The sequence below is a fragment of the Quadrisphaera sp. DSM 44207 genome (genome assembly GCF_900101335.1).
Lineage (GTDB): Bacteria > Actinomycetota > Actinomycetes > Actinomycetales > Quadrisphaeraceae > DSM-44207.
The window spans coordinates 1-12,598 of the sequence record NZ_FNKA01000003.1; the positions used below are offsets into that span (position 1 = coordinate 1).

At 74.5% G+C, this 12,598-nt stretch carries 12 protein-coding genes and 1 pseudogene; 10 read left to right on the top strand and 3 right to left on the bottom strand.

What is annotated here, in order from left to right; translation table 11 throughout:
- The 7 genes and pseudogenes from BLS82_RS10400 to BLS82_RS10430 all read left to right on the top strand — a co-directional run.
- A pseudogene (locus BLS82_RS10400) lies at positions 1–201 on the top strand (lipoyl synthase); the annotation flags it as partial.
- Between the two features lie 20 nt (positions 202–221).
- Positions 222–1,049 (top strand): lipoyl protein ligase domain-containing protein, encoded by an 828-nt coding sequence (locus BLS82_RS10405; RefSeq protein ID WP_143028813.1) that lies wholly within the window; start codon positions 222–224, stop codon positions 1,047–1,049.
- Positions 1,031–1,858 (top strand): serine hydrolase domain-containing protein, encoded by an 828-nt coding sequence (locus tag BLS82_RS10410; RefSeq protein ID WP_218123829.1) that lies wholly within the window; start codon positions 1,031–1,033, stop codon positions 1,856–1,858. The genes BLS82_RS10405 and BLS82_RS10410 overlap by 19 nt, the downstream gene beginning before the upstream one ends.
- A 107-nt stretch (positions 1,859–1,965) precedes the next feature.
- A complete protein-coding gene (locus BLS82_RS10415; protein ID WP_092865365.1) occupies positions 1,966–3,132 on the top strand; it encodes a sugar ABC transporter substrate-binding protein in 1,167 nt (388 codons plus the stop codon).
- Positions 3,133–3,167: 35 nt separating this feature from the next.
- A complete protein-coding gene (locus BLS82_RS10420; protein ID WP_092865368.1) occupies positions 3,168–4,199 on the top strand; it encodes an ABC transporter permease in 1,032 nt (343 codons plus the stop codon).
- Entirely contained in the window at positions 4,199–5,809 is a 1,611-nt protein-coding gene (locus BLS82_RS10425) for a sugar ABC transporter ATP-binding protein (RefSeq protein ID WP_092866872.1), read from the top strand. Before BLS82_RS10420 ends, BLS82_RS10425 begins: the two co-directional genes overlap by 1 nt.
- 5 nt (positions 5,810–5,814) lie before the next feature.
- On the top strand, positions 5,815–6,834 hold the full coding sequence (locus tag BLS82_RS10430; RefSeq protein WP_255378341.1) for an ABC transporter permease: 1,020 nt from the start codon (positions 5,815–5,817) through the stop codon (positions 6,832–6,834).
- Between the two features lie 88 nt (positions 6,835–6,922).
- Here the strand turns inward: BLS82_RS10430 and BLS82_RS10435 are convergent, their stop codons facing one another.
- Together BLS82_RS10435 and phoU are read right to left on the bottom strand one after the other, a co-directional pair.
- The gene (locus tag BLS82_RS10435) at positions 6,923–8,167 is read right to left on the bottom strand and encodes an epoxide hydrolase family protein (RefSeq protein WP_218123830.1); all 1,245 of its coding nucleotides are present in this window, start codon (positions 8,165–8,167) and stop codon (positions 6,923–6,925) included.
- Positions 8,168–8,424: 257 nt separating this feature from the next.
- Complete coding sequence (gene phoU, locus BLS82_RS10440) at positions 8,425–9,081, bottom strand: phosphate signaling complex protein PhoU (protein ID WP_092865375.1); 657 nt, start codon at positions 9,079–9,081, stop codon at positions 8,425–8,427.
- Between the two features lie 155 nt (positions 9,082–9,236).
- On the opposite strand from phoU, the gene BLS82_RS10445 reads away from it, so the two are divergent.
- Complete coding sequence (locus BLS82_RS10445) at positions 9,237–10,448, top strand: sensor histidine kinase (protein ID WP_218123831.1); 1,212 nt, start codon at positions 9,237–9,239, stop codon at positions 10,446–10,448.
- A complete protein-coding gene (locus BLS82_RS10450; protein WP_092865378.1) occupies positions 10,445–11,140 on the top strand; it encodes a response regulator transcription factor in 696 nt (231 codons plus the stop codon). Before BLS82_RS10445 ends, BLS82_RS10450 begins: the two co-directional genes overlap by 4 nt.
- Positions 11,141–11,176: 36 nt before the next feature.
- Here BLS82_RS10450 and BLS82_RS10455 read toward each other — a convergent pair whose 3' ends face one another.
- Positions 11,177–11,851 (bottom strand): hypothetical protein, encoded by a 675-nt coding sequence (locus tag BLS82_RS10455; RefSeq protein ID WP_092865381.1) that lies wholly within the window; start codon positions 11,849–11,851, stop codon positions 11,177–11,179.
- A gap of 172 nt (positions 11,852–12,023) precedes the next feature.
- Here BLS82_RS10455 and BLS82_RS10460 point away from each other — a divergent pair, with 172 nt between their 5' ends.
- Entirely contained in the window at positions 12,024–12,506 is a 483-nt protein-coding gene (locus tag BLS82_RS10460) for a CarD family transcriptional regulator (RefSeq protein ID WP_092865384.1), read from the top strand.
- Positions 12,507–12,598 lie beyond the last annotated feature (92 nt).

The following is a 12,598-nucleotide window of genomic DNA, read 5'->3' on the forward strand; positions in this document are numbered from 1 at the left end:
CAGTACCTGCGCCCCAGCGTGCGCCACCACCCGGTGGCGCGGTGGGTGCGCCCGGAGGAGTTCGTGGCGCTGGCCGCGGAGGCGGAGCGGATCGGGTTCCTCGGCGTCCTATCGGGGCCGCTGGTGCGCTCCTCCTACCGCGCTGGGCGGCTCTACCAGCACGCCGTCGCCGCCCGGGCCGGCTCCGCCGCGCTGCCGTGACCGCTGCCGTGACCGCCGGCGTGACCGCTGCCGTAACCGGTGCCGTGACGGCGGCGCGGCTGCCGGGTCCCCGGCTCGCCCTCCCGGGCGCCCCGCCGTCCCAGCGGCGCGTGGACGCCGTCCTGGCCGACCTCGCCGCCCTCGGCGAGCCGGGGGCGGGCTGGGGCCACCTGGAGGTGCACCGGCCGGCGCCGACCGCGGCGTTCAGCCGGCGCGACGCCCTCGCCGGCGGGTTCGGGCAGGCGCAGGCGGCGGCGTCCGCCCGCGGCTTCGCCCCCGTCGTGCGACCGGCCGGAGGGCGCCTGGCGGCCTACCACGGCGGCGCCCTCGTGCTCGACGTCGTGGCACGGCACCCGGACCCGCGCGCGGACGTCCGGCCCCGCTTCGCCGCCCTCGGCGCGTGCCTCGCCGCGGCGCTGCGCGCCCTCGGGGTCGACGCCCGGGTCGGCGCCGTGCCCGGCGAGTACTGCCCGGGGGAGTTCAGCGTCAACGCGCGCGGCGCGACCAAAATCGTCGGCACCGCGCAGCGCCTCACGCGCCGCGCCTGCTACCTCAGCGCCGTGGTGCTGGTGGAGGACGCCGAGCCGGTGCGGGCCGTCCTGAGCGAGGCGTACCCGCTGATCGGCCTGGACTGGGACCCCCGCACGGTCGGCTGCGTGGCGGACGAGGTGCCGGGCGCGTCGGTCGAGGAGGTGCGCGCGGTGCTCCTGGAGCACCTGGGGCGCCTGCTGCCGCTGGCGCTCCCGCACCCCCCGGGTCCTCCGCACCTCCTCGACCCCGCGGGCGCCGCCGTGCTGCGCGTGCCGCTGGACGCGCGCTGGGACGCGTCGTGGCCGGAGCCGGGATGACCCTCGCCGAGCACGTGGCGCGCTGGCCGGTGGGGTCGGCGTCGGTCGCCGTCGTCGGCCCCGGGGGCGTGCTCGAGCGGTGCGGACCCGACGACGCCCGGCCCTGGGCGTCGGTGACGAAGCTGCTCACGGCCCTGGTCGTGCTCACCGCGGCCGAGGACGGCCGCCTCGACCTCGACGAGCCGGCCGGGCCCGCGGGGTCCACGGTCCGGCACCTGCTGGCGCACGCCTCCGGGCTCTCGCTGGACTCCGACCGCGTGCTGGCCCCGCCGGGCCGTCGCCGCGTCTACTCCAACCGCGGGATCGAGCTGGCGGCCGGCCACGTGGAGCGGCGCCTGCGCGCCCCCTTCGAGGCCCTGCTGCGCGAGCGCGTCCTCGGTCCGCTCGGCATGGTCGCCACCGTGCTGGCGGGCTCGCCGGCGCACGGGGCGCGCGGTCCGGTCGGCGACGTGGCGCTGCTGGCCCGAGAGCTCCTGCGCCCCGCCGTCCTGCCCGGCGGCGTCGTGCAGCTCGCCCGCCGCACGGCGTTCCCGGGCCTGTCCGGCGTGCTGCCGGGCTTCGGCCGCCAGGACCCGAACGACTGGGGGCTGGGCCCCGAGGTCAGGGGCGCCAAGTCGCCCCACTGGACGGCCCCGGAGGGGTCCGCGGCGACCTTCGGGCACTTCGGCCAGAGCGGCTCCTTCTGCTGGGTGGACCCCGAGGCGGACGTCGCCTGCGCCTGCGTCGGCGACACCCCGTTCGGGCCGTGGGCGGCGACGGCCTGGCCGGCCCTGGCCAGCGACGTCCTCGCCCGCCACCGGACCCCTTGACACCCCTCCGGCGCCCGGAGCAGACTGCCCGTAATGCCGATGCGACTATTAACTAAATATTCACCCGAACGCCACGGCAGCGGACGAGCGATGACGAAGGAGTCACCATGTCCCCCAGGAAGAGCTTCCGCCGCGCGGCCCTGGGCCTGACGGCGCTGACCGCGACCGGTGCCCTGCTCGCGGGGTGCGGCACCACCGGCGGCACCGGGAGCGGCACCGCGGCCGTGGGTGCCGGTGGCGGTGCCGGGTGCAACGAGCCGACGCCCCCCGAGGACGTCCTGCTGGTGCTCTCCGTCATCAACACCACGAACCCCTACATGGCGTCGATGATCCAGGGCGCCGAGGCGCTGGCCGAGGAGCTCGGCTCCGAGCTGCGGATCGTGGACTCCCAGAACAGCTCCCAGACGGAGATCTCCCAGATCCAGGCGATCCTCGCCGAGGGCAAGAAGGTCGCCATGATCGTCAACACGGTCGCCAGCTCGGACGCCGTGCCGATCGTCAACGCGGTCGGGCAGGCCGGCGGCTGCGTCGTCATCTGGTGGAACAAGCCGGACGACTTCGAGCCCAAGGAGGTCGGCGACCACTTCGTGGCCTTCCAGATGCACTCCGGCGTGGACGCCGGCCGGTGCAACGGGAAGCTGCTCGCGGAGTCCCTGGGCGGCCAGGGCAGCATCGTCGCCTTCCCCGGCGTCCTCGACAGCACCGTGAGCCAGCAGCGCGTCGCCGGCATGAAGGACGCCCTGAAGGAGTACCCGGGCATCACGATCCTCGAGGAGCGCCCGGCCAACTGGGACCAGGCGATCGCCCTGAAGGAGGCCCAGAGCCTCATCGCCAAGCACGGGGACGCGATCGACGGGGTGTGGACGGCCGACGACGCGATGCTGCTCGGCGCGCTGGAGGCGTTCAACAAGGCCGGCATGACCGAGGAGGTGGACTTCGTCGGCGAGGGCCTGTACCCGCCGGTCGTCGACATCATGCAGAACGGTGGCGACCACATCGTGGGCGAGACCTTCCACCGCGGCTACATGGCCGCCCCGATCGGCCTGTACACCGCCTACCTCGCGGCGACCGGGGAGATGCAGGTCTCGGAGATGACCGACGAGCAGCGCAACGGCCTGTTCGAGATCCAGTGCGTCACCCCGCAGAACTACACCGAGTTCCTCACCTACGACCAGGACGTCCCCGGCTGGATCGACACCCTGATCGAGAACGGCCCCTTCGACACCGAGCCCGTCCCGCTGGTCGGTGGCGGCCCCGTCGAGCTGCCCCAGTGACCGCGGCACCCCACGAGCGACCCCGGGAGCGAGCCATGGTGGACACGCAGACGAGGGTGCAGGGCGCGACGCGCGCCGGCGCGCCGGCGCTGCAGGAGCGCGGGCGCCGCCCGGGGAGGCTGCGGAGCCTGGGCGAGGTCGGCGCCCTCGTGCTGCTCGTCGCGGTGTTCTGGGTCCTGAACCCCGGCTCCTTCGCGACGCTGGCGAACCTGCGGACGATCCTCGACCAGGCGGCCCTGCCGCTCGTCGTCGGCGTGGGGGCCACGCTCGTCATCCTCATGGGCTCCATCGACCTCTCGGTCGAAGGGGTCATGGGAGCGGCGGGGATGACCTTCGTCCTCCTGTCGGCGAACAGCCGGGGCACCGCCGACCTCGGCCCGTGGGCCTTCGTCGCCGCGCTCGCGGTGGGGGCGGTGCTGGGCCTGCTGTCCGGGCTGGTCCTGACGAGGCTGAGGGTCCCGTCCTTCATCGCCACGCTCGGCATGTGGTACGTCGGGCTGGGGATCGCGACGCTGCTGTTCGGTCGGGCCTCGATCCCCTTCCTCGCCGACGAGGCGCTCGTCGCGTGGCCGACCCGCACGCTGCTGGGCCTGCCGCACTCCTTCTGGCTCGCCGCGCTCGTCGTCCTGCTGGGCGCCGCGGTGGCGCGGTACACCCGGCTGGGCCGCAGCGCCTACGCCATCGGCGACAACGAGCAGGTCGCCCGGGACAACGGCGTGCCGGTGCTCAGGTACAAGGTCCTCGTCTTCACCGCGGCCGGGGTGTGCAGCGCCCTGGGCGGCGTCCTGGCGAGCGTCACGCTCGGGGCCGGGTCGGCGACCGTGGGCATCGGGACCCTCTTCCTGACCATCGCCGCCGTCGTCATCGGCGGCACGTCCCTCGGGGGCGGGCGGGGCGGCGTCCTGCGCACGGCGCTGGGGGTCCTCCTGCTGGTGGTCCTCAACAACGGCCTGATCCTCTCGGGGGTCAGCGCGAGCATCCAGTCCGGCGTCTCCGGAGCGGTGCTGGTCCTGGCGATCGTGGCGGCCGCGTGGCCCCACCGGAGCCGCCTGAGGGTGGTGAAGTGATGACCGTCAACAACCCCGCCAACCCCGTGGACGACCGCGTCGACCCCGTCGCCCGCACCCGCGACGGCGGGGCGGGTGCGCCCGTGACAGCGGTCCCCCCGGCCCTGAGGCTCAGCGGGATCACCAAGAGCTTCGGGCCGGTGCACGCCCTGAAGGGCATCTCGCTGGAGGTCCCCCGCAACGAGGTGCTCGGGCTCATCGGCGAGAACGGCGCCGGCAAGTCCACCCTGCTGAAGATCCTGTCCGGCGTCCACGAGCCGGACGCCGGCACGATCGAGGTGCACGGCCAGCCCGTGCGCCTGCGCCGTCCCCAGGACTCGGTGGCCGCCGGGATCGGGATCGTGCACCAGGAGCAGTCCCTGCTGACCAACCTCTCCGTCGCGGAGAACATCGCGATGAACGTGGTGGGCGACAGGGGCGGGGCGACGAGGTTCGGGGTCTACCGCTGGGGGCGGCTGAACCGCGAGGCGGCCGAGGTGCTGGAGCGCGTCGGGGTCGGCGTCGACCCCCGCACGACGGTGAGCGACCTGTCCTTCGTCGACCGCCAGATGGTGGAGATCGCCCGGGCGCTGAGGGTCGACGAGGTCACGCACACGGCCCCGGTCGTCATCCTCGACGAGCCCACCTCCGTGCTGGAGCGCACCGAGAGCGCCGTCCTCGAGCGGGAGATCAGGGCCCTCAAGGACATCGGCTCGGTGATCTTCGTCTCCCACCGCCTCGACGAGGTGCTGCGCATCTGCGACCGCGTGGTCGTGATGCGGCACGGCGAGGTCGTCGGCGACCGCAGGACGGACGCGGTCACCGAGGACGAGCTCTTCAAGCTCATGATCGGGCAGGAGTCCCAGGCGGCCGCCCGGCCGGCGGACCGCAGGGCCGCCTCGGCCGCCCCGGTGCTGCGCGTGGAGGGCCTGACCCGCAGGGGCGCCTTCAAGGACGTCTCCTTCGCGGTCAGCCCCGGGCGGACCGTGACCATCATGGGCACGAACAACTCCGGGCGGGAGGCGGTCTGCCGCGCGGTCTTCGGCGCCGAGCCCTTCTCCAGCGGGGTCCTCGAGGTCGACGGTCGGCAGGTGCGCTCCTGGAGCATCGGCGAGTCCGTGCGCAGCGGGATCGCCTACGTGCCCTCCGAGCGCAAGGTGGAGGGCATGGTGGGCGGCCTCACGGCTGCCGAGAACCTCACGCTCGCGCACCCCGGCAGGAGCCGCGTCGGCCCGTTCCTCAAGCGGCGCACGCGCACCGGCCTCGCGGCGCAGTGGTTCGAGGAGCTCGACGTCCGCCCCCGCGACCCCCGGCTGGAGCTGGAGCGCTTCTCCGGCGGCAACCAGCAGAAGGTCGTGCTGGCCAAGTGGCTGATGGCCGACGACCTGAAGGTGCTCGTCCTGGACCACCCGCTGCGCGGCCTGGACCCCGGGGCCGCCCGGACGGTCAACGCCCGCATCCGGGCCGCGTGCGAGCGGGGGGCCGCGGTGGTCCTCCTGCCCGACACCCTCGAGGAGGCCCTCGAGATGAGCGACGAGATCCTCGTCATGCGCGACGGCGAGGTGACGGCGCGGTTCGACCTGTCGGTCGAGCGTCCGACGTCCCTGGACCTGCTCGAGAAGATGGTGTGAGCGCCATGGCGGAGAAGACCCTGCAGGAGGCCGCACCCCAGGTGGTGGCCGACCCTCCCGAGGCGCCCGCGCGGCGCCGCCTCGGCGCCCGCGGCGCGTGGCAGGCGGTCGGCCCGTTCGCGGTGTTCGTGGTGCTGTTCGCCGTCGTCGCCGTGCTCAACCCCCGGTTCCTCGGCGGTGGCGGCCTGAGCATCCTGGCGGTGCAGTCCACGACCATCCTGCTCGTCGCCCTCGCCCAGGCCGTCGTCCTGCACGTGGGGTCGATCGACCTGTCGGTGGCCGCCATGGCGATCCTCTCGGCGATCGTCCTGGCGCTGACGCTGGGGCCGCTGGGCGTCCTCGCGCCGCTGCTGTGCATCGCGGTCCTGGGCGTGGTCGGCGCCGTCAACGGGCTGCTCGTGGCCCACGCGCAGGTGCCGTCCTTCGCCCTCACCCTGGGCGCGCTCGGCATCCTGCAGGCCGCGTCGCTGGTGCTCAGCGGAGCGACCACCGTCTACGCCTCCGCCAACCAGCAGGTCGTGGGGTGGCTGTTCTTCCAGACCTTCGCGGGGCTGCCCGCGGCGTTCTGGGTCGCGGTGGTGCTCGCCGTCCTGCTCTGGGCGCTCCTGCGCTTCACCGCCCTCGGCCAGGGCATGACGGCGGTGGGCCACAACGAGACGGGCGCCCTCTTCTCCGGGCTGCGCACCCGCCTGCTCAAGGTCACCGCCTTCGCCCTCTCGGGCCTCCTCGCGGGCGTGGCGGGCATCATGATCATCGCGCAGGCGGGGGCCGCGTCGTCCTTCGGGCTCGGCAGCGACCTGCTGCTGCCGGGCATCGCGGCCGCCATCGTGGGCGGCACCGCCATCACCGGCGGCGTCACGAACCCGATCAACGTCGTCTTCGGCGCGCTCACCGTGGCGCTCGTGCCCATCGGGGCCGCCGCGGTGGGCGTCACGCCGCAGGCGCAGAGCCTCGTCTACGGCGCGGTGATCATCGTGGCCGTCGCCCTGACGATGGGCCGCTCGCGCACCCGGGTGGTGAAGTAGCCCCCTCGGCCACCGGCCCCGGTCACGACGGTGCCCCGCTGCGCGGCCGCGCAGCGGGGCACCGTCGCGCTCGGGGAGCGCCGGGCGGTCAGCGGAACCGGCGGAAGAAGTCCCGGACGTCGGTGGTGTAGGTGTCCGGCACCTCCAGGGGCGCGAAGTGGCCGCCGTCGTCGTGCACCCGGTACTGCTGGAGGTTGAAGTACTTCTCCGTCCACGACAGCGGGGGCTTGTAGATCTCCCCCGGGTAGATCGCGACGGCGGTCGGGACCGTGACCACGGGGAAGCCGGTGTGCGAGGGCCGCCACGGGTTGCCGCGGCACTCCCAGTAGTACCGCGAGGAGGTGCCGCCGGTGTTCGTGAGGAAGTACACGGCGGCGGTGGTGACGAGGTCCTCCTTGGGCCACACCCGCTCGAAGGCCTCGGTGCCGACCCCGCGCTCCTCCAGGCCCCAGAAGTACCGCTTCTCCGTGATCCAGGCCAGCTGGCCCGCGGGGGAGTCCGCCACCAGGGCGGCGAGGGTCTGGGGCTTGGTCAGCTGGATCTCGCCGTACCCGCTCTCGTTCTCCACGAAGAGCTTGCCGCGCTCGAACCAGCCCTCCTCGCCCTCGCCGTACTCCGACCTCGCCGGCAGCCCCAGCGTCGGGTCGTACTCGACCCCGGGGGGCGCGTCGGGGTGCTCGGCGAGGTAGTGGCTCATCTGGGCCGGGAAGTGGGTGTAGATGCCGAGCACGTCGTCCGCGTGCTTGTGGCCGTGCTGCTGGGTGACGAGCGCGCCCCAGTCGCCCCCGGCGACGGCGTACCTCTCGTACCCGAGGACCTGCTTCATGAGCGCGTTCTCGAGGTCGGCCGTGCGCCACCAGTTCCACCCCGGCTCCGTCAGGGGGGACGAGAAGCCGTACCCGGGCAGCGAGATCAGGACGACGTCGAAGGAGTCCGCCGGGTCGCCGCCGTGGGCGGCGGGGTCGGTCAGCGGGCCGATCACCTTGCGCACGTCCCAGAAGGTCCACGGCCACCCGTGGTGCAGCAGCAGCGGCACCGGGTTCGGGCCCTTGCCCTTCACGTGGACGAAGTGCAGCGGCACGCCCATGAGGTCGACCTTGAAGTGCGGCAGCTCGTTCATGCGCCGCTCGACGTCCCGCCAGTCGTAGTCCTCGAGCCAGTACCGGACCAGCTCGCGGTGGTAGTCGGTGTTGTAGCCGTACTTCCAGTCGTCGTTCGCGAAGTCGACGGGAAACCGGGTGCGGCGCAGCCGCTCGTGCACGTCCTGCAGCTGCTCGTCCGGGATCGCGATGGTGAACTCCGTGACCTTCTGCTGGTCAGCGGTGGTGGTCACGCCAGCACCTCCTCGTTGATGGCCCTGCGCGGTGGCCCGCCCCACCTGCGTCGGCGGGGTGGGGCCGCTGACCACCGGACGGGCCGCTCGTCGGCGGGCGAGGGCCCGTTCCCGAGTGCGGCCGAATGGATATTCATCCGGTGAATCGCGACCGAGGCAGTCTCGTGCGGGCGCTGTCGGGTGTCAAGGAGCCACCGGCCGCCGACGAGCGGTGCAGTCACGCGGTGCAGCCTGCGGCGCCGTCCGGCCGCGCGCGCTCAGACGGAGCTGTGCGTGCGCCAGTCGCCGGTGACGAGGAAGACGACGCGGTGGGCGAGGGAGACCGCGTGGTCGCCGTAGCGCTCGAAGTAGCGGCTCGTGAGCGTCACGTCGGCCGTCGTCTCCCCGCTGTGCGTCCAGCCCGGCGCGGAGACCGCGGCGAAGACCGCGCGGTGCAGCTCGTCGAGGACGTCGTCGTCGCGCTCGAGCTGCGCGGCGGCCTCGAGGTCGCGGCTGCGGATGACCTCGCCCGCCGTCGACGCCACGCCCTGCGCGATCTCGCCCATGCGCGCGAAGGTGCCCACCAGCTCCTCCGGGACGGCGTGGCGCGGGTAGCGCAGCCGGGCGAGGGCCGCGACGTGGCGGGCGAGGTCGCCCATGCGCTCCAGGCTCGAGCTCATCCGCAGGCTCGCCACGACCGTGCGCAGGTCGGTGGCCACGGGGGACTGGCGCGCGAGGATCTCGACCGCCTGCTCGTCCAGCTGGCGCTGGGCGTCGTCCACCTCCGCGTCGGCGGCGATGACGGCCTCGGCCAGCTGCAGGTCGGCCTCGAGCAGCGCCCGCGTGGCGCTGCCCATGGCGGCGCCGACGAGGTCGGTCATGTCGACCAGCCGCGCGGCGAGCCGGTCGAGCTCGTGGTGGAAGACGTCGCGCACGGGTTCCTCCTGTTCGTGTGCCGGTCCACTCTCGCCCGCCGCGGTGAACGGCGCCTGCTGGGCAGGTGAACGCTGCGCCAACCGGGCCCCTGCGGACGGCCGGTCGGTGCACCGGCGTTCCGAGCAGCCCGGTGGCCGCGCCTACGCTGCCCGGCGTGGACACCGCTGCGGTGGTCGCCGGCCTGCTCGGAGCAGCGGTCGGCGCCCTCGTCGCAGCCATCCTCCTCCTGCGCCGGCCCTCCCGGCCAGCGACCCGGCGCGCCGTCGCCCCTCCGGCCGCGGGAGCGGGGCCGTCGGGGCCGGCGGGGTCGTCGGGGCCGGGGGACGGGGACGGCGCGCCCGAGCTGCCCGGTGCCGCGCTTGAGGTCCTCGCCGCCCTCGACGGCCCGGTCGTCGTCCTCGACGGCGCGGACGAGGTCGTCGTCGCCTCGCCCGCCGCCCGCTCCAGCGGGCTGCTGCGCGAGCGGCGGCTGGCGCCCGCCGAGCTGGTGGAGGCGGCTCGCGCCACGCGGCGCGACCGGCAGGGCCGGCGCCTGGAGCTGCAGCTGCCGCGCGGCCCGCTCGGGCGCGGCCGCGTCGTCCTCGCCGTGCGCACGGCCGCCCTGGACGGCGGGCACGTCCTCGTCCTCGGCACCGACCTGACGGAGGCGCGGCGCCTGGACGAGGTGCGCCGGGACTTCGTCGTCAACACCAGCCACGAGCTCAAGACCCCCGTCGGGGCGGTGGCCCTGCTCGCCGAGGCCATCGGGGACGCCGCCGAGGACCCCGAGGCGGTGCGCCGCTTCGCCGGGCGCCTGCGCTCGGAGTCCCAGCGCCTGACCTCCCTGGTGCAGGACGTCGTGGACCTCTCGCGCGCCCAGGGCGCCGCCGTCCCCGGCGCGCAGGCGATCGTCGACGTCGACGCCGTCGTGGAGGAGGCCGTCGACCGCTGCCGCACGACGGCGGAGGACCGCGGCACCGCCGTCGAGGTCGGGCCGCCGTCGGGGGCGCGGGTGCGGGGGGACGCCGAGCTGCTCACCACCGCCGTGCGCAACCTCGTCGACAACGCCCTGCGCTACTCCGAGGCCGGCACGCGCGTGGGCGTCGGCGTGCGCCGCGCCGGGGGGGCGGTGGAGGTGGCGGTGACCGACCAGGGCATCGGCATCAGCCCGCAGGAGCAGGAGCGCGTCTTCGAGCGCTTCTACCGGGTCGACCCGGCGCGCTCGCGCGCGACCGGCGGGACGGGCCTGGGCCTGAGCATCGTCAAGCACGTCGCCGCCGGCCACGGCGGGGACGTCGCCCTGTGGAGCCAGGTCGGGGAGGGCTCCACCTTCACGCTGCGCCTGCCCGAGGCGCCCGCCCCGGACGGGAGGAGCACGCACCCATGACGCGGATCCTGGTGGTCGAGGACGAGGAGTCCTTCAGCGACCCGCTGTCCTACCTGCTGCGGCGGGAGGGCTTCGAGGTCGAGGTCGCCCCGGACGGGCCCTCGGCGCTGGAGGCGTTCGAGCGCGGCGGCGCCGACCTGGTGCTCCTGGACCTGATGCTGCCCGGCCTGTCCGGCACCGAGGTGTGCCGGCAGCTGCGCGCGCGCAGCGCCGTGCCGGTGATCATGCTGACGGCCAAGGACAGCGAGGTGGACGTCGTCGTCGGCCTCGAGCTCGGCGCCGACGACTACGTGACCAAGCCGTACTCCGCGCGCGAGCTGCTCGCCCGGGTGCGCGCGGTGCTGCGCCGGCGGGCGGAGCCGGAGGACCCGGCGCCGGCCGCGCTCGAGGTCGGCCCCGTGCGCATGGACGTCGAGCGGCACGTCGTCACCGTGCTCGGGCAGCCGGTGCGGCTGCCGCTGAAGGAGTTCGAGCTGCTGGAGCTGCTGCTGCGCAACGCCGGGCGCGTGCTCACCCGCGGCCAGCTCATCGACCGGGTGTGGGGCTCGGACTACGTGGGGGACACCAAGACCCTCGACGTCCACGTCAAGCGGCTGCGCGCCAAGGTCGAGGAGGACCCCTCGGACCCGCGCTTCCTCGTCACCGTGCGGGGCCTGGGCTACAAGGTCGACCCGCCGGCGGAGCGGGGCTGAGGCGCGGGCCCTCGCAGACGGCCGCCAGGGGAGCCGCTAGAGGGAGCCGCTGCCCGCGGTCTCCTCGTTCTCCGCCAGCCCGCCGATGTCGCCGGGGTCCTGCTGGGTGTCGTCGCCGCCCTCGCCGGTGCCGTCGCCCTCGCCCTCGGTGGCGGCGCCGCCCGTCTCGCCGCCCGTCTCGCCGGGAGTGGTGCCGCCGGCCCCGGGGGCGGGCGCGGTGGGCGCGGTGCTGGTGGGCGTGGGCACCAGCGTCGCGTACTCGTCGTGGACGCCGCTGAGCACCGGCACCGTCACCTCGGTGCTCTCGCCCGTCGAGGCGGTGATCACCACGGGCACGAGCTCGCCGGGGATGGCCCCCACGGGGTCGATGGTCACCGTCTCCTCGCCCTCCGGGCCGATCGCGAGGGTGCTGCCGGGGGCCACGTCGAAGGTCTCCTCCAGCACGGACGGCGCCTCCGCGGCGAAGGTCACCGACACCGGCTCCGAGGTGCTGTTGACCACCCGCGCCAGCAGGGTCCCCGGGGCGTCCTCCGCCGCGGCGAGGATCATGATGCTGGCGATCGTCGTCGTGCCGAGGCTCGCGGTCGCGCCGTCCGACGGGGTGTACTGCAGCTGCGTCGTCTGCGGGTTGGTGGCGGTGCACCCGGCGACCAGCGCCAGGGGGGCGACGGCGAGGCTCGTCCGGGCGAGGGCGCGGCGGGTGCGGTTCACAGGCCGGATGCTACCGGCGGCCGCTCCCCCCGCCCGCCGATGCACGTCGCGGGCCCTGGTGTCAAGTCCCCGGTGGCGCCCGCACGCCCCTGACCTGCGCAAACGGCCGCCGGGGGCTGTGGGGTGCGTCACGCGCCGTGGTAGGCTGGCCGCCGCGAAAGGGGACCAGCAGATGGCATTCAAGGTCGGTGAGACGGTCGTCTACCCCCACCACGGGGCAGCGCTGATCGAGGAGATCAAGAACCGCACCATCCGTGGCGAGGACAAGCTGTACCTCCGGCTGAAGGTCGCCCAGGGCGACCTGACCATCGAGGTGCCGGCGGAGAACTGCGACCTCGTGGGCGTCCGCGACGTCGTGGACAAGGCCGGCGTCGACCGCGTCTTCGGGGTGCTGCGCGCCCCGTACACCGAGGAGCCGACCAACTGGTCGCGCCGGTACAAGGCGAACCTCGAGAAGCTCGCCTCCGGTGACGTGATCAAGGTGGCGGAGGTGGTGCGCGACCTGTACCGCCGCGACCAGGACCGCGGCCTGTCCGCCGGGGAGAAGCGGATGCTGGCCAAGGCGCGCCAGATCCTCGTCTCCGAGCTGGCGCTGGCCGAGAAGACCGAGGAGTCGCGCGCCGAGGCGCTGCTCGACGAGGTCCTGGCCAGCTGAGGCCGGCACGCACCTCCCGCACCGCGTTCGATCCGGCCGACGGCCCCGGGGCGAGCCTCCCCGGGGCCGTCGGCCGGATGCTGCCGGAGCCG